The sequence below is a fragment of the Defluviimonas sp. D31 genome (assembly GCF_033436765.1).
Classification (GTDB): Bacteria; Pseudomonadota; Alphaproteobacteria; order Rhodobacterales; family Rhodobacteraceae; genus Albidovulum.
In genome coordinates, this window is sequence record NZ_JAWQFN010000004.1 from 304,598 (window position 1) to 325,134 (window position 20,537).

Annotated in this window: 21 protein-coding genes and 1 tRNA gene; 9 read left to right on the forward strand and 13 right to left on the reverse strand. The window is 68.7% G+C overall.

What is annotated here, in order from left to right; genetic code table 11:
* Positions 1–87: 87 nt before the first annotated feature.
* Positions 88–1,737, forward strand: a complete 1,650-nt coding sequence (locus tag R5H32_RS09960) for a DNA polymerase Y family protein (RefSeq protein WP_318338529.1) — start codon at positions 88–90, stop codon at positions 1,735–1,737.
* Between the two features lie 62 nt (positions 1,738–1,799).
* A complete protein-coding gene (locus tag R5H32_RS09965; protein WP_318338530.1) occupies positions 1,800–2,150 on the forward strand; it encodes a DUF2794 domain-containing protein in 351 nt (116 codons plus the stop codon).
* Between the two features lie 78 nt (positions 2,151–2,228).
* Here R5H32_RS09965 and R5H32_RS09970 read toward each other — a convergent pair whose 3' ends face one another.
* The 3 genes from R5H32_RS09970 to R5H32_RS09980 form a co-directional block, all read right to left on the reverse strand.
* Entirely contained in the window at positions 2,229–3,068 is an 840-nt protein-coding gene (locus R5H32_RS09970; RefSeq protein ID WP_318338531.1) for an NlpC/P60 family protein, read from the reverse strand.
* The gene (locus R5H32_RS09975; protein WP_318338532.1) at positions 3,065–4,450 is read right to left on the reverse strand and encodes a leucyl aminopeptidase family protein; all 1,386 of its coding nucleotides are present in this window, start codon (positions 4,448–4,450) and stop codon (positions 3,065–3,067) included. The genes R5H32_RS09970 and R5H32_RS09975 overlap by 4 nt, the downstream gene beginning before the upstream one ends.
* Positions 4,451–4,535: 85 nt before the next feature.
* On the reverse strand, positions 4,536–4,874 hold the full coding sequence (locus R5H32_RS09980) for a hypothetical protein (RefSeq protein WP_318338533.1): 339 nt from the start codon (positions 4,872–4,874) through the stop codon (positions 4,536–4,538).
* Positions 4,875–5,065: 191 nt separating this feature from the next.
* Between R5H32_RS09980 and R5H32_RS09985 the strand changes: the two genes are divergently transcribed.
* The 4 genes from R5H32_RS09985 (at position 5,066) to R5H32_RS10000 (ending at position 7,823) form a co-directional block, all read left to right on the forward strand.
* Entirely contained in the window at positions 5,066–5,713 is a 648-nt protein-coding gene (locus R5H32_RS09985; protein WP_318338534.1) for a carbonic anhydrase, read from the forward strand.
* A 105-nt stretch (positions 5,714–5,818) separates the two neighbouring features.
* Entirely contained in the window at positions 5,819–6,796 is a 978-nt protein-coding gene (locus R5H32_RS09990) for a sodium-dependent bicarbonate transport family permease (RefSeq protein ID WP_318338535.1), read from the forward strand.
* A 2-nt stretch (positions 6,797–6,798) separates the two neighbouring features.
* On the forward strand, positions 6,799–7,110 hold the full coding sequence (locus tag R5H32_RS09995; RefSeq protein ID WP_318338536.1) for a DUF3240 family protein: 312 nt from the start codon (positions 6,799–6,801) through the stop codon (positions 7,108–7,110).
* 77 nt (positions 7,111–7,187) lie between these two features.
* Entirely contained in the window at positions 7,188–7,823 is a 636-nt protein-coding gene (locus R5H32_RS10000) for a tetratricopeptide repeat protein (RefSeq protein ID WP_318338537.1), read from the forward strand.
* A 220-nt stretch (positions 7,824–8,043) separates the two neighbouring features.
* On the opposite strand, the gene R5H32_RS10005 is transcribed toward R5H32_RS10000, so the two are convergent.
* The 6 genes from R5H32_RS10005 to R5H32_RS10030 form a co-directional block, all read right to left on the reverse strand.
* A complete protein-coding gene (locus tag R5H32_RS10005) occupies positions 8,044–8,643 on the reverse strand; it encodes a hypothetical protein (RefSeq protein WP_318338538.1) in 600 nt (199 codons plus the stop codon).
* A gap of 3 nt (positions 8,644–8,646) precedes the next feature.
* Complete coding sequence (locus tag R5H32_RS10010) at positions 8,647–9,669, reverse strand: aspartate-semialdehyde dehydrogenase (protein WP_318338539.1); 1,023 nt, start codon at positions 9,667–9,669, stop codon at positions 8,647–8,649.
* Positions 9,670–9,765: 96 nt separating this feature from the next.
* Complete coding sequence (locus R5H32_RS10015) at positions 9,766–10,974, reverse strand: PLP-dependent aspartate aminotransferase family protein (protein WP_318338540.1); 1,209 nt, start codon at positions 10,972–10,974, stop codon at positions 9,766–9,768.
* A 97-nt stretch (positions 10,975–11,071) separates the two neighbouring features.
* Positions 11,072–11,692: a glycosyltransferase family 29 protein gene (locus R5H32_RS10020; RefSeq protein WP_318338541.1), complete on the reverse strand. Its 621-nt coding sequence runs from the start codon at positions 11,690–11,692 to the stop codon at positions 11,072–11,074.
* A complete protein-coding gene (locus R5H32_RS10025; protein ID WP_318338542.1) occupies positions 11,689–12,741 on the reverse strand; it encodes a glycosyltransferase family 4 protein in 1,053 nt (350 codons plus the stop codon). The genes R5H32_RS10020 and R5H32_RS10025 overlap by 4 nt, the downstream gene beginning before the upstream one ends.
* A gap of 44 nt (positions 12,742–12,785) precedes the next feature.
* On the reverse strand, positions 12,786–13,970 hold the full coding sequence (locus R5H32_RS10030; protein ID WP_318338543.1) for an MFS transporter: 1,185 nt from the start codon (positions 13,968–13,970) through the stop codon (positions 12,786–12,788).
* 99 nt (positions 13,971–14,069) lie between these two features.
* Here R5H32_RS10030 and thpR point away from each other — a divergent pair, with 99 nt between their 5' ends.
* Entirely contained in the window at positions 14,070–14,612 is a 543-nt protein-coding gene (gene thpR / locus R5H32_RS10035) for an RNA 2',3'-cyclic phosphodiesterase (protein WP_318338544.1), read from the forward strand.
* Between the two features lie 73 nt (positions 14,613–14,685).
* Here thpR and R5H32_RS10040 read toward each other — a convergent pair.
* Both R5H32_RS10040 and R5H32_RS10045 read right to left on the reverse strand, forming a co-directional pair.
* Positions 14,686–14,762, reverse strand: a tRNA-Pro gene (locus R5H32_RS10040).
* Positions 14,763–14,826: 64 nt separating this feature from the next.
* Positions 14,827–15,792, reverse strand: a complete 966-nt coding sequence (locus tag R5H32_RS10045) for a DMT family transporter (protein WP_318338658.1) — start codon at positions 15,790–15,792, stop codon at positions 14,827–14,829.
* A 117-nt stretch (positions 15,793–15,909) separates the two neighbouring features.
* On the opposite strand from R5H32_RS10045, the gene R5H32_RS10050 reads away from it, so the two are divergent.
* Complete coding sequence (locus R5H32_RS10050) at positions 15,910–17,505, forward strand: Na/Pi symporter (RefSeq protein WP_318338545.1); 1,596 nt, start codon at positions 15,910–15,912, stop codon at positions 17,503–17,505.
* A gap of 81 nt (positions 17,506–17,586) precedes the next feature.
* Here R5H32_RS10050 and leuB read toward each other — a convergent pair whose 3' ends face one another.
* The gene (gene leuB, locus R5H32_RS10055) at positions 17,587–18,693 is read right to left on the reverse strand and encodes a 3-isopropylmalate dehydrogenase (protein WP_318338546.1); all 1,107 of its coding nucleotides are present in this window, start codon (positions 18,691–18,693) and stop codon (positions 17,587–17,589) included.
* Positions 18,694–18,963: 270 nt separating this feature from the next.
* On the opposite strand from leuB, the gene R5H32_RS10060 reads away from it, so the two are divergent.
* A complete protein-coding gene (locus R5H32_RS10060) occupies positions 18,964–19,401 on the forward strand; it encodes a cupin domain-containing protein (RefSeq protein ID WP_318338547.1) in 438 nt (145 codons plus the stop codon).
* A gap of 58 nt (positions 19,402–19,459) precedes the next feature.
* Here the strand turns inward: R5H32_RS10060 and R5H32_RS10065 are convergent, their stop codons facing one another.
* On the reverse strand, positions 19,460–20,509 hold the full coding sequence (locus R5H32_RS10065) for an endonuclease/exonuclease/phosphatase family protein (protein ID WP_318338548.1): 1,050 nt from the start codon (positions 20,507–20,509) through the stop codon (positions 19,460–19,462).
* Positions 20,510–20,537 lie beyond the last annotated feature (28 nt).

The following is a 20,537-nucleotide window of genomic DNA, read 5'->3' on the forward strand; positions in this document are numbered from 1 at the left end:
CAGGCGACGTCTTGTCCGGCCGGACGGACTCGACTCGCCGCCGCAGGCTGGCTATTTTGGAACATATAAAGAACATTTGCTGCCCCCATGGTCCAACGCCGGATTCTCTCGCTCTGGTTTCCCCGCCTCGGCGCCGAACGGTTCGTGCGCCAGATGCGCGGCATGCCGGTCCCGGCCTTCGCCGTCGTCGGCGAGGAGGCGAACCGCCAGGTCCTGATCTCGCTCACCGCCGCCGCCGAGGCCGAGGGGCTCTATCGCGGCCAGCCCCTGCGCGATGCGCTGGCGATGCACCCGGCGCTTGTCACCCGGTTCCGCAATCCCCGCGCCGAGGCGCAGTTCCTCACCGCGCTCCGCCGCTGGGCCGGCAAGTTCAGCCCCTGGGTCGCCGAGGAGCCGCCCGAGGGGCTGGTGATCGACCTGTCCGGCGCGGCGCATCTCTTCGGCGGCGAGGAGGGCGTGCTGGGCGCGGTGGCGGAGGATTGCGCCGGGCTCGGCCTGACGGTCGAGGCCGGTATCGCCGACACGGTGGGCGCGGCCTGGGCGCTCGCGCGCCATGCCGGGCGCGAGGCGGCGCCGGTCAGGAACGGCGACGCCATCGACCAGGAGGCACGGGCGACACGGTCACGCTCGGCCAAGCGGCACTGGATCCGCGGCGGTCCGGCGCCGGTGGCGGAGATGCCGCCGGTGCCGCAGGCCCGAATCTCGCCCCCCGGCCAGCTCCGCCAGAGCCTCGCGCCGCTGCCCATGGCCGCGCTCCGCATCGACGACGACACGGTCAATGGCCTCGCCCGGCTCGGGCTGCGCCATGTCGGCGACATCATGGGGATGCCGCGCGCCGCGCTGTCGCGGCGCTTCGGCCTCGGCCTCATCCGCCGGCTCGACCAGGCGTTGGGGGTCGAGACCGAGCCGGTCTCGCCCGCCCGCGCGCCCTTGCATTTCGCTGTGCGGCTGACGCTGCCCGACCCGATCGGGCTGGCGGAGGACATCATGGCCGGGATCGACCGGCTCTTGCCCGCGCTCGCGGCGCGGCTCCGCGACAAGGGCCGGGGCGCGCGGCGGGTGCGGCTGCAGCTGTTCCGCGCCGACCAGTCGATGCAGGAGATCGAGCTCGGCCTCGCCCGGCCCTCGGCCGATCCCGGCCGGCTCCGCCCGCTCCTGATGCTGAAGCTCGACGAGGTCGACCCCGGCTTCGGCATCGACATGCTGCGGCTCGAGGCGCATGTGACCGAGCCGGTCCATGCCCGCCAGGTCCGCGGCCCCAATGATCCCGGCGATGCGCCGGGGCGCAGCGCCGCCGAAACCGCGCTCGACGACTTGATCTCGAAGCTCGGGGCGCGGGTGGGGATGGAGGCGATCACCCGGCTCGCGCCGGCCGACAGCCACATCCCGGAGAAATCGGCGAAGGTCCTGCCCGCCGCCTGGTCGGAGCCCGCCGGCGACTGGCCGCCGCCCCGCACCCCGCGGCCGCTGGTGATCTTCCGCCCCGAGCCGCTCACCGCGCCCGAGGATCCAATGCCGCCCGCGCGGTTCCGCTGGCGCCGCCGCGACCTCGTCACCGCCGCGGCCACCGGGCCGGAGCGGATCGCGCCGGAATGGTGGCTCGACGAGCCCGACTGGCGCTCGGGCACGCGCGACTACTGGCGGGTGGAGGTGGAGACGGGCGAGCGGCTCTGGCTGTTCTTCGCCCATGGCGGCGCGGTCTCGGGCGGCTGGTACTGTCAGGGCACATTCCGCTGAGCGCGCGGCGCCGAAGCGCCGGCAGGCTTGATTTGTTGCCAAACGAATGTAACATTTCTCTTATGACGGTCCAGACGCCGACCCCGTTCCGCGCCTCCCCTTCCCCGCCCGAGCAGGTTTCATTTGATCGTCTGGAGCTTGGCCATATCCTCGGTCTCTATGGGCGCATGGTGGCGGCGGGCGAGTGGCGCGACTACGCGCTGTCCTTCCTGCGCGACATGGCGGTGTTCTCGGTCTTCCGTCGCGCCGCGGAGTTCCCGATCTACCGGATCGAGAAGCATCCACGGCTCAGGGGCCGCCAGGGCATGTATTCGGTCATCGGCATGGACGGGCAGGTTCTGAAGCGCGGCCATGAACTGCCCGTGGTGCTTCGGGTGCTCGAACGCAAGCTGATCCGTCCCGTGGACGATTGACCCCGGCGCGCGGGTGGCGGCTGAGAGAGCCTCCGGCGGGGATATTTTCGGCAAGATGAAAGCAATGGGCGCACCCGGTCAGCGGCGGGCCGCGAGCCGTTTCACCGTGCTGGGGCGGCCGTCGCCCTGACGCGCGATGCGGGCGATCGCCTCGGCGATCCCCTCGCGGGCCACCGCCATGTGGAAGGCATTTGCGTGGATGAGGTGGGTTTCGCTGACCGCCATCGCGACATGGCCCTTCCAGAAAAAGAGGTCGCCGCGCCGGTATCCGGCATTCTCGGGCAGCGGCGCGCCGAGGGCCGCCTCCTGAAGGTCGCTGTCGCCCGGGCAGGCGATGCCGCAGGCGAGAAGCGCGGCCTGGACAAGGCCCGAGCAGTCGATCCCGGACCGCGAGTTGCCCCCCCAGAGATAGGGGGTGCCGGTCAGGCTTTCCGCCACGCCGGCAGGGTCGTCCGCCCAGTCGCCGAGCGGTTTAAGATGCATCCGCGGCACGAAGAGCCCCTCGGCGGTCTCGAGGAAAGCGGGGCGCTCGGCCGTGACGGTCAGCCGCGCGCCGAGCGTGAGGTTTGCCACCTCGGGCCGCTTGATGTCGGGTTCGCGGTAGAGATGGGTCGCGGGGGCCGAAACCCAGTGGGTCGCGGCGCGGTCGGCGCCGATCACCGGCTCGGCAAGGTAGCCGCAGTAGCCGTCCTTCTCGGCCTGGACGAAGGCGACGCCGTCTTGCCGGTCGAGGACCAGCACCCGTTCGCCCATCAGCACCTGGCGGTCGCGCGGCCCGTCCGGCCGGGCGAGGAGGTCGGCGAGCGGTGCCGCGATCCGCGCCCAGTCGCCCGAAACGTAGCGGTCGGCCGCAACCTGGCCTTCGAGCGCGACATGCGCGACGCGGCCGTTCGCCGGGGTGAGGCGGCGGTCGCTCACAGCCCGAGCACTCCGGGCAGCGCCTCCAGGAGCGCCCGCGCGCCCTGGCCGACGCCGCCCTTGGGCCGCGCCGGTTCGGCCTTAGGTTGCCAGCCGTAGATGTCGAAATGCGCGTAGCGGGGCGTTTCCGTGACGAAGCGCCGGAGAAAGAGCGCGGCCGTGATCGATCCGGCCATGCCACCTGCGGGCGCATTGTCGAGATCCGCGATGCCGGGCTCTATCATGGTCTCGTAGGGTTCCCAGAACGGCAGGCGCCATAGGGGATCCGCGACTTTCGCACCCGCCGCCGACAGCGCCGCCGCGACGCCTTCATCGTCGCAGAAGTAGGGTGCCAGGTCGGGGCCCACCGCCACCCGGGCCGCGCCGGTGAGAGTCGCCATCGAGACCATCAGATCGGGCTTCTCCTCGTCGGCGAGCGCCAGCGCATCGGCAAGGACAAGCCTCCCCTCTGCGTCGGTGTTGTTGATCTCGACGGTGAGGCCCTTGCGGCTTTCGAGAATATCCTGCGGCCGGAAGGCATTGCCGCCGACCGCGTTCTCCACCGCCGGAACCAGCACCCGGAGCCGGAGCTTCAACCCGAGCGCCATGATCATGTGGGCGAGCCCCATCACGGTCGCCGCGCCGCCCATGTCCTTCTTCATCAGCCCCATCGACGCGGCCGGCTTGATGTCGAGCCCGCCGGTGTCGAAGCAGACCCCCTTGCCGACGAGCGTCAGCCGCGGCCCCGCCTCGCCCCAGTTGAGGTCCAGTAGCCGCGGCGCGCGGTCCGAGGCGCGGCCCACCGCATGGATCATCGGGAAGCCCTGCGCGAGAAGATCGTCGCCGCGGATCACCCGGATCTCGGCGCAGAAGCGCTGGCCGAGCGCGGTGAAGGCATTCTCGAGTTCCGCCGGCCCCATGTCGGCGGCGGGCGTGTTGATCAGGTCGCGGGTCAGCGCCTCGCCCTCGGCGATCGCGAGAAGCCGCGCGGCGTCGACACCCGCCGGCGCCTTCAGCCGCGCGCCCGGCGCCTTCGCGGATTTGTAGCGCGCGAAGCGATAGGTCGCGAGCAGCCAGCCGAGCGCGGCCTCTTCGGCCTCCCGGGGATCGAGGTCGCCTTCGAGATGCCAGTCACCGGCCGGCAGGTCGGCGACCGCGCGCGCGATCTGGAACCGCCCGCGCCGCCGCGCGGCCGCGTTGCCCCGGCCGAGCACCGCGCCCGCCGGCGCCCCGTCGGCGCCCGGCAGGAGATGGAACTGGCCAAGCGCCCCGGTGAAGCCCAGCGCATCGAGCCAGGCACGTTCCGCGTCGCCGCGCGCGGCGATGAACGCGGCGGCTTCCGCCGCCTCCACCAGGTGGAGAGGACGCGATGAGGCGGCGGGATCGGCGAAGGAAAACGGCATTCGGGCCTCGAAGCTGGTGCCCCGCCAGACTAGCCGCCTCCGCGGCGCCCGCAAGGGGCGCCGCGGGGGCGGGTGCCGATCACGCTCAGACCGTCAGGTCGCGCAGGTCGCAGACCGCGTTCAGCGAACGGTCGCCGATCCGGATCAGCCGCGCCAGCGTCGCCGCCTGCGCGGCATTGTCGCCCGCCTCCGTCGCCCGCACGACATCGTCGGCGACACGCGCGAAGCTCGGCATGCCGATCTGTTCGGCCACCTTGATCAGGAGCCGCGCGCTGCGCGTAAGCTGCGCGGTGCGGCCCTCATCGACGAACCGCTGCATCTCGGTCAGCCGCGCGTTCAGTTCTTCCATCGCCCGGCCGAGAACCCGTTCGGCCCCCACCTCTCCCAGTTCGGCATACAGCGCCACGAGGCAGTCGGGATCCACCCTGACTCCTTCCTCGTGGTGCAAAACTGCAAGTTTCGTCACCCTTCACCCTCCGATGTCACGCCCCACGCGTGCGCTCAACGTGCGACCGGTCCCTCAAGAATTTCTTGATGCGGCTCCGAAAAAAGTCTCGAATTCGAAACGCCTCGCGGCTATCCCGGAACACGTCGCAATTCACGAGGCGAGGACAAATGCAAAACGCGAAACCGCTGCCCTCCTACCTGGTGCATCGTTACCACGGCTGGAAAGCCACCACCTGGTCCGAGAACCGCGCCTGGTACCGCCGTCTTGCCGATGAAGGCCAGCGCCCGCGCGCGATGGTCATCTCGTGCTGCGACAGCCGCGTACACGTCACCTCGATCTTCGGCGCCGACCAGGGCGAGTTCTTCATCCACCGCAACATCGCAAACCTGGTGCCGCCGTACAATCCGGACGGCGAATATCACGGCACCTCTGCCGCCGTGGAATACGCGGTCGCGACGCTCAAGGTCGCCCATGTGATCATCGTCGGCCATTCGCTCTGCGGCGGCGTCAAGGGATGCCATGACATGTGCACCGGCCACGCGCCTGCCCTCGAGGAGAAGACCAGCTTCGTGGGTCGCTGGATGGATATCCTGCGTCCTGGCTACGAGCGGGTGAAGGACCTGCCCGAGGCCGAGCGCCTGCGCGCCCTTGAAAAGGAGGCCGTGCTGGTCAGCCTCGAGAACCTGATGACCTTCCCCTTCGTGCGCTCCGCGGTCGAGGAAGGCGAGATGACGCTGCACGGGCTCTGGAACGACATCGGAGAAGGTACGCTCGAGCAGTACGATCCGACAACCCACAGGTTCGTTCCGATCTGACGCACGGAGCCTGCGGCCGGACTTTATTTCGAACCGGCCGCGCCTTGCCCCTTGTGTTGGACGCCTTTCCGTCTATCTACGCCCGAGTTTCAAACGGGGGTGGTGGTGGACGCGATTCTTTCGGTCATGGGACAGAACCTGCTGTCCCCGATCATCCTGAGCTTCGCGCTCGGTCTTGCCGCGGCGCTCGCAAGGTCCAGCCTCTCGGTTCCCGAGGCCGCCGCGAAGGCGCTGTCGATCTACCTTCTCTTCGCGATCGGCTTCAAGGGCGGCGCCAGCGTCGCCGCGCACGGGCTTGACGCGCGCCTCGCGCTCGCGCTCGTCGCCGGGATCGGCCTCAGCTTCGCGATCCCGGTCGTGGCCTTCACGCTCCTGCGCAGCCTGACCCGGATGTCGCGCGTGGATGCCGCGGCCGTCGCCGGCCATTACGGCTCCATCTCGATTGTCACCTTCGTCTCGGCGACCGCGATCCTGACCAGCCGCGCCATCGACTACGAGGGCTACATGGTCGCCGTCGCCGCCGCGATGGAGGCGCCCGCCATCGTCGCAGCACTCTGGCTCGCCGCGCGCGGCGGCTCGGGTGTGAAGATGGATGCCGAGCTCTGGCGCGAGGTGCTGCTGAACGGTTCCATCGTGCTTCTCATCGGCGCCTTCCTGATCGGCGCGGTGACGGGCGAGCGCGGCCTGGCCGAGATCGAAAGCTTCATCGTCTCGCCGTTCAAGGGCGTGCTCTGCCTCTTCCTGCTCGACATGGGGCTCGTCGCGGGGCGCGGGCTGAAACAGTCGCGCGGGCTGCTCTCGGCCGGCGCGCTGGCCTTCGCCGGGCTGATGCCGCTCATCGGCGCGGCGATGGCGCTGCCGGTGGCGCTGATGCTCGACTTCTCGGCCGGCGGCACCGCGCTGATGATGACGCTCGCGGCCTCGGCCTCCTACATCGCGGTGCCGGCCGCGATGCGGGTGGCTCTGCCCGAAGCCAATCCCTCGATCTACCTGACGCTGTCCTTGGGCGTCACATTCCCCTTCAACCTCGCGCTCGGCATCCCGCTCTACGTCGCGATCGCCGGGCTTGTCACCGGAGGCTGACCATGCAGACCCATCAGGCAAAGCGCGTCGAGATCATCATCGAGGCCCCGCTCGAACACCGGCTGACCGACGCCATCGTCGCGGCCGGCGTCACCGGCTTCACGATCCTGCCGGTGCTCGGCGGTTCCGGCCGTTCCGGGCAGTGGAGCCGCGACGGTCAGGTCTCGCTCGCGGGCGGCATGGTCGCGGTGGTCTGCATCGTCCGCCCCGAGCGGGTGGAAACGCTCCTCGACGCCGCATTCAAGGTGGTCGAGCGCCATATCGGCGTCGTTTCCGTCAGCGATTGCGAAGTGCTGCGCGCCGAGCGTTTCTGAACCCTCCCGGTGCCCGCAACGTGACCCTCCGTGTCCGCGCGCCGTGCTAGACTGCGGCGCGACAGGAGGCTCTTGGCATGTACAGATCCCGCCCTGCGCTCCTCGCGGCAGGCATCTCGGTGGCCATGATCCTGCCGCCGGACCCGGTTTTCGGGGGCCACCGCTACGGCCACGGATACGTTTACGACTTTGGCGGCTATTACCTCTATGAGCGGCCCCGCCCCGCGCCGCGCATCGTCCCTCCGAGCTATTCCCGCGCCCTCTCCCTGTTCCAGCTGCGCGATTATGACGCCGCCCGGCGTGAGCTTCGCGCCCTCGTCGACACCGAGCCGGTCGATGCGGACGCCTGGGACCTCCTTGGCCTCGCGAGCCAAAGGCTACGCGACTATGGCGGCGCCGAAAACTATTACGCCGAAGCGCTCAGGCTTGATCCCGGCCATCGCGGCGCGTTGCAGCATCAGGGCGAACTCTACATTACCCAGCGCCGCTACGAGGCGGCCAAGGCCAATCTCGCGCGGCTCGACGAGCTTTGCGGCGGCTGCGCCGAACAGGACGAACTCGACCGCGCGCTGGTCCGCGCCGGCCAGTCCACGGAAAGCGGGCCGCTGCTCAGGGCGCCGGGCGACGCCGCGGCCGGCGTGCGGCGCCTGCGGGTGCCGGAGGCGCCGGCTGACGGACCAAGGCGCCTCACGGCGCCGGGCGGCGGTTCGTGACGCGACGCCGTCAGGCCACCAGCCTCCAGCTTTGGCCGCGCGTCGAAGCCCGCACATGGCCGACGCAGAGACTGGCCCTCTGGCGGCCCGAGCACCCGCTTCAGCGTGCCGCTGAGAAAGTCGCGGCCCCGCCAACAGCGAGCCAGAAATTCTGTACAGTTCGGGCCGAGAATAGGCGATGCACCATCGGGAAATGGATGCCCGATCGCCGCGGTCCTGCTCAGAAGGCGCTGCGCAGGCCGACAACCACCCCGTTGGACGAGGCGCCGGGCCCGATGAGACCGTAGCCGTCCGAACGATGATGCAGGCGCAGGAACACGCTCCTGTCGGCCTCGCCGTCCAGATCGTGCGCAAGCTCGAAATGCCAGTAGATCAGGTTCTGCACGGCTTCGCCGTCGCCGCGCTGCGCTTCGAAGGCCGGCACCTTGGAGGCATGCGACGGGCCGATGCCGAAGGCGAAGCTGTCGATCACCCAAAGGAAAGGCCTTTTTGTCTCCAGGCGGGCGACAACCGGCAGGTTGAACTCCCAGTGGCTCTGGAGGTTGAAGTGGCGGACCACTTGCGGCTCAAGCCAGAAGGAAAACTCGCCCATACGGGTCGAAAGCGGGTCGAAGAGACGGAAATGCGCCGCCACGCCCACGAGGCCGGGCTCCTGGTACTTGGCGTTCCACGGGGTGAAGACCACTTCTTCCCAGGGGTTGTCGGTAAGGATGCCGCCGAAGACGCTGAGCTCACGCCGCGTCTCCGCCTGTGCCGGCTGTTCCCCTGCGATCAGACCCAGCGCAACCAGCAGTATGGCGGTGCGCAAGGTCAGTCGCATGTGTCACCCCTTCTTCAGGCAGCGGTTGCCGAGCGTCTCGGCGATCTGAACCGCATTCAGCGCCGCGCCCTTGCGCAGGTTGTCCGAGACGCACCAGAGATTCAACCCATTGTCGATGGTCGAATCCTGACGGATCCTGCTGATGAAGGTCGCATAGTCGCCCACGCATTCCACCGGCGTGACGTAGCCGCCCGGCTCGCGCTTGTCGACGACCATGACGCCGGGCGCCTCGCGCAGGATGTCGCGCGCCTCGTCCTCGTCGAGGAAGTCCTCGAACTCGATGTTCACCGATTCCGAGTGACCGACGAAGACCGGGACGCGGACGCAGGTCGCGGTGACCTTGATCGTCTTGTCGAGGATCTTCTTGGTCTCGGCGACCATCTTCCACTCTTCCTTGGTCTGGCCGTCCTCGAGGAAGACGTCGATATGGGGAATGACGTTGAAGGCGATCTGCTTGGTGAACTTCTTCGGCGCCACTTCCTGGCCCGGCACATACATGCCCTTGGTCTGGTCCCAGAGTTCGTCGATGCCTTCCTTGCCCGCGCCCGACACCGACTGGTAGGTCGAGACGACGACGCGCTTGATCCTGGCGCGGTCATGCAGCGGCTTCAGCGCCACCACCATCTGCGCGGTGGAGCAGTTGGGGTTCGCGATGATGTTCTTGTTCTTGTACATCTCCACCGCGTCCGGGTTGACCTCCGGCACGACCAGCGGGATTTCCGGGTCGTAGCGGTAGAGCGAGGAGTTGTCGATCACGACGCAGCCCTGCGAGGCCGCGATCGGGGCATACTTCTTCGTCGCCTCCGAGCCGATGGCAAAGAGCGCGATATCCCAGCCGGTGAAGTCGAAACCCTCGATGTCCTTGGTCTTCACGGTCTTGTCGCCGAACGAGACTTCGGTGCCGAGCGACCTGCGCGAGGCAAGTGCGGCGATCTCGTCGACGGGGAATTCCCGCTCGGCGAGGATGTTCAGCATTTCGCGGCCCACATTCCCCGTGGCGCCGGCGACAACGACCTTGTAGCCCATTGGGGTCTCCTAACGTTAAGGACGAGGCCCCTTAGCCGATTGCGTCCCTCAGTTAAAGGCCCCGCCGCGCCGCAGCGTGGAAAAAACACCGTCGGATCACAGCACCCGCGCCAGATCGGCGATCAGGTCCTCGGCATCCTCGAGCCCGACCGAGAGCCGGAACACACCGTCGCCGGCAAAGGCGCGGTAGCTCTCCCGTGCGGCGCCCGCGAGCCGGAACGAGCTTTCCATCAGGCCGTCGGTCTCCATCCAGAAGATAAGGCTCCGGTGGTGGCCGAGCGAGACCGCGTAATGGATGATCTCGAGCCGGTCGATGAAGTCCTGCGCCAGCGCCCGGCCCCGGGCCGCGTCGCCGACCTGGAACGAGATCATGCCCGACGTGTTGGTCATCTGCCGCCGAGCGAGTTCGGCCTGGGGATGCGAGGCGAGGCCAGGGTAGATGACGCGGGTCACAGAGGGGCGGGTTTCCAGCCATTCGGCGATCCGGCGCGCGTTCCGCTCATGCGCCTGCATCCGCAGGGGCAGCGTCGCCATGCCCCGTGCGATCAGCCAGGCGTTGAAGGGCGAGAGGATCCCGCCGTGATGGATCGCCGCCTCGGCCCTGAGCTTAGCGACAAGCTCGTTGCTGCCCGCCACCGCGCCTCCCACCGCGTCGCCGTGGCCGCCGATATACTTCGTCACCGAATGCATGACGAGGTCGACGCCGAGCCCCCGGCTGTCCTGCCCCAGAGGCGAGGCGAAGGTCGCGTCGCAGGAGAGAAGCGCCCCGGCATCATGGGCGAGCCGCGCCACCGCCGCGAGGTCGGTCAGCCTTCCGATCGGGTTCACCGGCGTTTCGGTATGGACGAGCTTCGTCTCCGGTCGGATCGCCGCCGCCACCGCGTCGAGGTCGGACATGTCGGCCAGCGTCACCGCGATGCCTAGCCGGGGCAGCGTGTCGCGCGCAAGCTCCGCGACCCCGGCATAGGAGACATCCGAGACGACCGCGTGATCGCCGGCCGAGAGGAATGTCAGGAAGATCGCCGTCGCGGCGGCCATGCCAGAGGCGAGGCAGAGGCAGTCCTCGGTCCCCTCGAGCGCCGCGATCTTGCGCTCCAGCATCGCGACGGTGGGATTGCCCCAGCGGGTATAGAGGAACCCGGCGTCGTCGCGGAGGTCATGGGCGGAAAAGCCGGCCACCTGATCGGTCACGAATGTCGAGGACATGTGCAGCGGCGGCGCCGAGGCGCCGGTCGCGGGGTCAGGTCCCTCGCCCGCATGGATGGCGGTGGTGTTCGGGCCGAGCGATGTGTTGCGATGGTCCATGGCGATCCTCTCCGGTTCTCCCGAAGCCTCGCCGCGATTTCCCGTCCGCGCTTCCCCGATTGCGACATGCGCAGGGCGATTCCCGAGCGCCGCCCGCTCAGACCCCGGCCTGGCTCACCCGGTCGTCCTCGGTCATGAGCCGCTCGACGAAAGCCTTCTCGGCAGCGAAGTCATGCGGCACCTGGTCGGCGCGGCGCGATCCGGTGAGCGAGAGCGAGGCGAAAAAATCGAAGCCGTGAAGGCGCAACGAGGCGAGCCCGCTCGCCGCCAGCAGGTCGATCATCATCGCCCCGGTGGTCGGCGGCGCGCCGAGCCGGTCGCGCAGCGCCACCCAGTCGCCGAGCGGATGCAGGTAGAAGCCGGGAGACGTCGCCACGCTCCACGGCAGGCGCTTGCGCTTGTGCGACATCCAGAGGATGCGGCTTGCGCCGATGCGCTGCAGATCCTCGGCGCCGATCGAGGTGGCGAGCGCCAGCCAGTCGGTGCGCCGCCCGTGCGTGCGCGAGGCCGGCATCGGCGCCCGGTTGATGCGGATCACCAGATCGGCGGCGTCGATCTCGAACCCCTCGTCGCGCTCCGCGAGCGAGCGGGCATTGCCGACGAGCGCCACGCGTTTGCCGTCAAGCTCTGCGAAGAGGTCGGCTCGCGTCACCGACAGCGCCGAGAGCGGCGCCTCGCGCCGGAGCGTCCGCGCGAGGTAGAAGCCCGCCCGGCTCACCAGCTTTCTCCTGCCAGAAGCCGCCGGTAGAGCGCGACGATGGACGCCGCCTCGTCCTCGATCCGAAACGTTTCCCGCACCCGCGCAAGCGAGGCAGCGCCGGCTTTCGCCCGCATCTCCGCATCATCGAGGAACGGCGCCATCGCCGCCGCGAGCGCCGGAATGTCGCCGGGCGGTACCAGCGCGCCGGTCTCCTCCGTCACGATCTCCTCGAAGGCGCCGACACGGGTCGCCACCACCGGTACGGCGCAGGCCATCGCCTCGATCGGCGTGAGGCCGAAGCCCTCCCAGCGTTGCGGCGCAACATAGAGGTCAAGCACCCTGTACCAGTCGGCAATCTCGTGGACCGGCACTTCCGGCAGGAAGCGGATACGATCGGCGAGGCCGGCCGCCGCGACCTTCTCCTTCAGCCCGGTCAGAAAGCCGTCATGTCCCTCGGTCGCCCGCCCCATCACCAGCGCGGTGACCCTCGGTCTGTCGGGCAGGAGCGCCAGCACCGCCTCGACGAAGGCGTCGGTCCCCTTCTGCGCCCGGATCCGGCCGTAGCAGCCGAGGATCACCTGATCATCGGGCAGGCCGAGCCTGCGCCTCAGCGCGGCGCGGTCCTCCGGCGGCGAGAACGCCTCGGTGTCGATCCCGTGCAGGATCACCTCTGCCTTGCGTTCGAGATAGGCGGCCGTCTTCCGCGAGGTGGCGATCACCCCGTCCATCCGGCCGATGAGCCAGCGGGTATAGCCGGTGTGCTTGCGCTGCGAGGCGGAGGTGAAGAGCAGTCTCAGCCGGCGCCGGAAAAGGCTACGCAGAATCAGTCCCAGCAGCATCTCGGTATTGCGCCGCGCATGCCAGACCCGGAGACGGTCGCGCGGCATGAGGAAAAGCCGCGACAGGGCGACATGCGGCACATGAGGGGGCAGGCCCGGCCCGGTCGCGGCGATGCCGATCATCTTCGCCTGCAACGGCACCAGCCGCACGATCGTCGCCGTCACCCCCGATAGCCGCCGCTTCAGGTTCGGTGCGATCACCTCGATGTCGTGGATGTCGGGGGCCATGTGCTCTCCTTCGCGGGATGGTTAGCCCATGGGGCGCAGCATTTCTAGCCCGTCGCGTCGCGGCTGAAGAGGTAGAGAACGAGGCCGATGAGCAATGGCACGAGGAAGAAGAGAAAAAGCGCGGCGAAGGGCGCCTCTGGGCTCGCGGCGCCCGCCTCCATCGCCTGGTGGAACCGGCCACTGGTGAATTGCAGGATCCCGGCGCCGCCGATCCCGAACATGTTGAGGAAAGTCACGCCGCGCCCGACGAGATGGGGCGGAAAGAAGCTCCGCCCATGCGCCATGATCGCCGGGAAGGAGGAGCCGAAGAAGCCAATGGCGGCGAGAAGTGCGGTCGCCGCCCAGAACCCCGCGCCGGGCGCGAAGGCGAGGACCCCGAGCGCCACGGCCCCGGCTGCATTGCCCCAGAAGACCACCCATTTCCGCGTGCCGAAGATCCGGTCGAGCGGCCCGTAGGCGAAGTTCCCCGCGACCATGGCGAGCGCCATGACGAGCGTCACCCGCCCGATCGCGAGCGCGTCCGCGCCGAAGACCTCGGCGAGATAGGGCCCCGCCCAAAGCCCCCTTATCGCCGCGGCCGGCGCATAGGCGACCGCCATCAGGGGTAGAATTGCCCAGAGGCCGGGAATGCGGAGGAGATCGACGACCGATCCGCGCCCGGTTTCCGGCGGCGCCACCCTTTCGGGATCGCGCACGAAGACCCAAAGCGCCAGCGCCACCGCGACCGTCACCGCGGCGAGCCCTGTGAGCGCCGGCCGCCAGCCGATCTGCTCGACGAGCCAGGCCAAGGGCGCCGCCCCGGCGATGTTGCCGAGCGAGCCCACGCCGATGATCGCGCCCGCAAGCGTGCCGAAGACGGCCGGCCGGTAGATGCGCGCGAAGATGTAGTAGGAAGCCATCAGGACCGGCGAGCAGCCGATACCGATCAACGCCATCGCGAGATGCACCGCCCCCGGCCCTTGCGCGAACGCGAAGACGAGCGCCCCGCCGCCGCCGCCAAGGCCGAGCAGGACCGAGGCCGTGGCCCTCGGCCCGATCCGGTCGAGCGCCGCGCCCACCGGCATCTGCATCACCGCGAAGACGAGAAACCAGATTCCCGAGGAGAGCGCGAGATCCCCCGGCGCCGCGCCGATCTCGGCGCCGAGCACGGGTGCCAGCACCGCGAGGAATGCGCGGTAGAACTGGCTCAGCACGTAGCCCGCCACCAGAAAGATGAGCCCTGCCCGCATGTTGCCCCGTTCTGCCCCGATGGCCGCGACCCTGCGGCAGAAACCGCGCCTGCGCAAGGCTGGTCTTGGATCGGCCCGCCCGCCGTCCTACAAGGCCCCATGCGCGCGTTTCTCGCCATTCCCCTGCCCGAGAGCGTCATCGACGCGCTCGAGGATCTGCAGGCCGACCTGCCGTTCGGCCGTATCGTGCTTCCCGAGAACCTGCATCTCACGCTGGCCTTTCTTGGCGAGGAGCCCGACGAGGTGATCGAGGCGGTGCATGAGGCGCTGCTGCCGTTCCGCGCTTCCGGCTTCGAACTGGAACTCGCGGGGCTCGGCACGTTCGGCGGCCGTGAGCCGGCAAGCCTGCACATCGCGGCCACCCGCAGCCCGGCCCTGCGCGACCTTCATGCACGGCTCCGCAACCGGCTCCACGGCGCGGGCCTGATGCTGCCGCGCGAACGCTTCGCGCCGCATGTGACGCTTGCCCGGTTCCGCCGCAACATACCCGACGCCGGCCGCCAAAGGCTCGGCGCCTTCATTGCGGCACGAGGCGAGACCCGCCTCGCCCCCTTCCCGGTCACGCATTTCTCGCTTTACCGCTCGACCCTCGGCACCGATGCGCCGGTCTATGACGAGCTTGCCCGCTACATGCTGGATTGAGGACGCCCGATCGCGGCGGCGACGAACAGGCGCAGGTGCCTGAAATCCGTTCTTTCCGGGAATGTCGCGAAATTGGTCGGAGCGAGAGGATTCGAACCTCCGACCCCCTGCTCCCGAAGCAGGTGCGCTACCAGGCTGCGCTACGCTCCGACCGTGCCGCGGGGGTTACCGATTCCCGCGGCGTTTGGCAAGGGAGAAAGGAGAGGATTTCGGTTCAGCCTGCGCGCTTCCGCCGCGCCAGGATCAGACGCTGCAGAAGGCCCGGCCGCAATGTCGTCACCGCCTCGTCACGACCCCGTGTCTCGAGGACCGGCTTGTGCCGCGAGGCGCCGGTGCGGCTCTCGCGGAATACGATGTAGAGACCCGAGCCGATGATTATCGCGGCACCGATCACGGTGGCACTGTCGAGGCGCTCATCGAACAGCAGGTAGCCATAGCCGGTCGCCCAGATGATCTGCGAATACTGCATCGGCGCCACCACGACGGCCTCGGCGGCGCGATAGGCCAGGATCAGCAGCCAGGAGGCGCCGATCCCGAACACCGAGATCACCGCCATGAGCCCGAGATGCGTAACCGGCATTGGCACGTATACGAAGGGAAGCGCGAGGCCCATCGCGACGAAACTGCCGATGAGCGGGTACATCAGGAGCACGATGGAACGTTCGTCCTTGCCGACCTTGCGCACGATGATGGAGGCGATCGAGTTGGCAAGCGCGGCGATCAGCGCCGCGGCATGGCCAAGCGTGAGTTCGGACTGGCCCGGCCTCAGGACGATCATGACCCCGGCGAGCCCGACGACCACTGCCGCCCAACGCCGCGCCCGGACCTTCTCGCCGAGCATCGGAATCGCGAGGATCGTGATGACGAGCGGCGCGGAAAACAGGATGGCATAGACCTGAGCGAGCGGCAGGGTGGCGAAGGCGTAGAAGGCGCTCGCGGAGGTGATCACCGAAAGCACCGTCCGCACCGCGTTCCAACCCTTGTGGCGCGGCCGCAGGTTGTCCGCCTCGGCGTCGGTCAGGAGCGCGACCGTCAGGACCGGGAAGCTGAGCAGGGCCGCGAAGAACACCGTCTGGAACGGCGCATAGAAGCCACCGAGATACTTGATGACGACGTCATGGGTCGCGAAGACCCCCATCGCCGCGAGCGCCAGAATCGCGCCACGGGCATTGCTCGAGATCATGTCGGCCATGCCGCCTCCAGCTGGCGTTGCGCCGACTTGATCGCCCGCTGCCAGTGGTTTTGCAAGGGTTGGTGAATGGTGTAGGTCTTTTGCAGCATTGACGGCATGGGCGGCATGCAGGGCGACATTCTCACGCTTCTCGGCGGCATCGGCATGTTCCTTCTGGGAATGCGCCTGATGACCGAGGCACTCGGCCAGCTCGGCAGCCGCCAGCTGCGCGCGGTGCTCCGGCGGCTCACGACTTCGCCGGCCACCGGCGCGGTGGCCGGGGCCGTAACGACCGCGGCGATCCAGTCGTCGAGCGCGACGATGCTGATGACCATCGGCTTCGTGGGCGCCGGGCTCCTTACCTTTTCCCAGGCGGTCGGCGTTGTCTTCGGCGCCAATGTCGGCACCACCGTCACCGGCTGGATGGTTGTGCTGCTCGGGTTCAAGCTGCACCTCGCGACCGCGGCGCTGCCGCTGCTCTTCGCGTCCGGCCTCCTCGCGGCGCTGGGGCGCGGGCACTGGGCGCGGATCGGCGCGATGGTCGCCGGCTTCAGCCTGGTGTTCCTCGGCCTCGACATGATGCAGGACGGTGCCGAAGGGTTCGGCGAGATGATGATTCCAGAGGCGTTGCCCGCCGACACGCTGGCGGGGCGGCTCACGCTTCTGGCACTCGGGATCGCGGTGACGCTGGTGATCCAGTCTTCAAGCGCCGGTGTGGCGATGACGCTCGTTCTTCTCGGCTCGGATGCGATCACGCTGCCACAGGCGGCGTCGATGGTCATCGGCATGGACATCGGCACCACCTTCAAGTCTGTCGTCGCCACGATGGGCGGGTCGCGCGACATGCGGCGCACGGCCATGGCGCATGTCGCCTACAACCTCGTCACCGGAGCGGTCGCCTTCGCCGTCGTGGGCGTGACGGTGCCGATGCTCGACCGTGCCTTCGGCGGCGACGGTCCGGCTGCGCTCGTGGCCTTCCACACGCTGTTCAACCTGTTCGGCACCATGCTCATGCTGCCGGTCGCCGCGCCCTTCGCGCGCCTGATCGAGCGGCTCATCCCCGGCAGCGGCGCCGCCCTCGCCGAGCCGCTCGACCGCCGCCTGCTGGCTGATGCCGAGGCCGCGCTCGATTCGGCCCGCGGGGCGACCTCTGCCGTCGCCACTGCGCTTTTCGCTGCACTCGGCGCGCGGCTCATGCGGGGCGGGACCGATGCGGCGCTCCGCGATCTCGCGCCGCGGATGACGCCGGTTCTCGATGACATCGGGGATTTCCTGACCCGTATCCGCGTGCCCGAAGGAAAGACCGACACGCTCGCGCGGCGCACGGCGCTCCTGCATCGGTTCGACCACCTGCAGCGGCTCTGGCACCGGGCGCGTCAGGAGGACCGGTTGCGGACACTGATCGCCGATCCGGGTTTGCGGCGCCCAGCCGATGCGCTTGGCGCGGCGCTACGGCTCGCGTCGGTCGCGCCCGACAGCGCGTCGAACGACGCGCGCATGCGGCGGATCAACCGGCTGATCGGAGAGCGCACGGGACGGCTGCGGCGCTCGGCGCTTCTGGCCGAACATGCCGGCCTCGTCAGCCCCTCCGGCGTGTTCGAGCGCACCGATGCGATCCGCACCCTTCAGCGCAGCGCACATCATGCCGAGCGCGCGATCCATTACGGCCTTGCGGCCGCGGGCGAGGCGCAGGAAGCGTCCCAGGCAACTGAGCCAAGCTGATCTTTCCGCCCCCACCGGAAGCAAGAAGGGGCGCCGAGGGCGCCCCTTTCGCACGGCGTCGCGCCGCTTCGTAGGGAAGGATCAGAGCGAGGCGTCTAGTGCAGCGACGATCGCGTCGCCCATCTCCGCGGTCGAGACCGGCTTGCCGCCTTCGGGCCCCATCAGGTCGGCGGTACGCACGCCATCGGCGAGCACCTTCTCCACGGCCTTCTCGAGCCGGTCGGCCTCCGAGCCTTGGTCGAAGGAGTAGCGCAGCGCCATCGCGAACGACAGGATGCAGGCGATCGGGTTGGCCTTGCCCTGCCCGGCGATGTCGGGCGCGGAGCCGTGCACCGGCTCGTAGAGCGCCTTCGGCCGGCCGCTCGCCATCGGTGCGCCGAGCGAGGCCGAGGGCAGCATGCCGAGCGATCCGGTGAGCATAGCCGCGGCATCCGACAACAGGTCGCCGAAGAGGTTGTCGGTCACGATCACGTCGAACTGCTTCGGCCAGCGGCAGAGCTGCATCGCGCCGGCATCGGCGTACATGTGGCTGAGTTCGACGTCGGGATATTCCTCGTCATGCACCTTCTGGACGACCTCGCGCCAGAGGATGCCCGATTCCATCACGTTGGCCTTCTCCATCGAGCAGACCTTGTTCGACCGCCGCCGCGCCAGTTCGAAGGCGGAACGTGCGACGCGGGCGATCTCGGATTCGGTGTAGCGCTGGGTGTTGATGCCCACCCGCTCGTTGCCCTCGGTGAAGATGCCGCGCGGCTCGCCGAAATAGACGCCCGAGGTCAGTTCGCGCACGATCATGATGTCCAGGCCCGCGACGACTTCCTTCTTGAGCGATGAGAAATCCGCCAGCGCGTCGAAGCACTGCGCCGGGCGCAGGTTCGAGAAGAGGTCCATCTCCTTGCGGAGCCGGAGGAGCCCGCGCTCCGGTTTCACCGAAAAGTCGAGCTTGTCGTATTTCGGCCCGCCGACCGCGCCGAGCAGCACCGCGTCGGCCTCCTGCGCCTTCGCCATGGTCGCATCCGCGAGCGGCGTGCCATGCGCGTCATAGGCCGCACCGCCGACGAGATCCTCGCTGACGTCGAAGCGAAGCCCGCGCTTGTCGCCGTACCAGTCGATGATCTTCTTCACTTCGGCCATGACTTCGGGACCGATCCCGTCGCCGGGCAGGATGAGGAGGGAAGGATTGGCCACGTCAGGACTCCTGAGGCTGAAAAGGGTCCCCGCCCGCCTAGCCAAAGCCCGCCGCTGGGTCAAGCGACGGCAAGGCGCCAAGGCCCGCTGGCGGACAGTTTTGCACCGGTGCGTTTGTGCTTTTCCGGGCGCGATGTTACCCTCGGGCCCGAGCGCGCCGGTCAGCGGCGGCCTAAATCAGGGGCAGAAAGCGTCTACGGCCAAGGCTCAATGAGGGCATCCAGTTCGATCCAACCCGTCGAGTGAACCAAGCGGAATTGGGAGGACATGATGAAGATCACAAAGACCACCCTTGCCGGAGCGGCTCTGTTTCTTTGTGGCGTGCTGATCGGAAAACTCGATATTGCAACTGGACAGGCGCAGGAAGCCTACCCGACGGAGCATGTCGGGATCGGCATCACGCAACTGGGTGTCGTGCCGGAAGACTCCATGGTCCGACAGATCGGAATCGACGGTTACTTTCTGCAGCTGCGCCTTGCCACGCTGGAACCCGGCGGACAGGTCGCCCGGCATCAGCACGACACCCGTCCGGGTCTCGTCTACACGCTGGAAGGCTCATGGATCGAGGGACGGCCGGACGGCGAGCGGGAGTATCCGGCGGGAGAGGGAATCGCGCTCGTCGAGGATGCCGAAACGGATCATTGGTTCTATAATCGAAGCGATGAACCGGTGAAGGTTCTGATCTGCGACATGGGGATCGCCGAGTGATTGTGTGTGCCTGGCGAAAGTGTGCCGCAAAGCGGGGATGGCGGTGATCCCCACCGGCTCAGGGCAATTCGATGTCGACCCAGACGAGCCGATGTCGCGAGGCCGCCGCCGCGGTTTCGGCGCCGCTCTCTCCTTCGGGCGGCCACCAGACACCCGCATCGCGAATGCGAAGATCCGCGGACGGAAGCACATAGTCGACGCGGAGATTTCCGGGTCCCGGCGCGTCGCGCCAGTCGGTGGTGTCGAAACTGGGATCGCCGCGCTGGCCGACATTCGCGCCGCCCTGGACCGCCGCCGCGCTGACCGCGCCGGCGCTTGAGGGTGCCGGGTCCTGCAGCCGGTGATCCGACAGCATCGCGTCGAGCGCCTCGGTGCGTCCATCGCCATCCACCGGGTCGAGATTGGCGTCGCCGAGGATCGCCCAAGGCGCGGCCGGCGGTGCGAAGGGCAGGTCTCCGTCGATGAGCCGCAGCCAGAACGCCGTCTCGTCATGGTTCCGGCGCCCGTTGCGGTCCTCCGGCCCGTCGAAGACCGGCGGCGTTGCATGAAACGCAAGAAGCGTGAGCGGCCGTCCGTCGGAAAGCAAAACCGGCACCGCCCAGTGCCCGGTCGTCGAGAGGCGCTGAACAGCGGCTGCTTCCCTCGAGAGATCCGCGCCGCCGATCAGGGTGCCGGGCAGGTCGCGCCAGAGGAATTCGGAGTAGTCCTTCACCGACGAGGCGTCGACCGGCAGGCGCGACAGCACCGCCATGCCGCCCTCGCCCGCGAACCGGCCAAAGCCCTGGCCGTCGCCCGGCCCGCCGAGCCTGCCGTCTCCGTCGAGGTCGATGCCGCTCGCCCACCCGGTATTCGGTCTGAGCGCGAAACGGTGCGGATAGCCCGCCCCGTGCGCCGCGATCCGCTCTGCGAAGGCACCAAGCGCCGCCCCGTCGAGGTCATAATCGAATCCGGCAAGCAGGATCACGTCGGGCCCAGCCCTTGCGATCACCTCGGCCGCGGCCTCGACTTGGCGGTCCTCGCCGGTCTGTATGTCGCGCAACAGAAGTCCCGGCCCCTCGCGCGTCAATTCGGTATTGAAGGTTGCGATCCGCAGCGTCTCAGCCTTCACCGGCGCGGCGGCGAGCGAGGTCAGGATG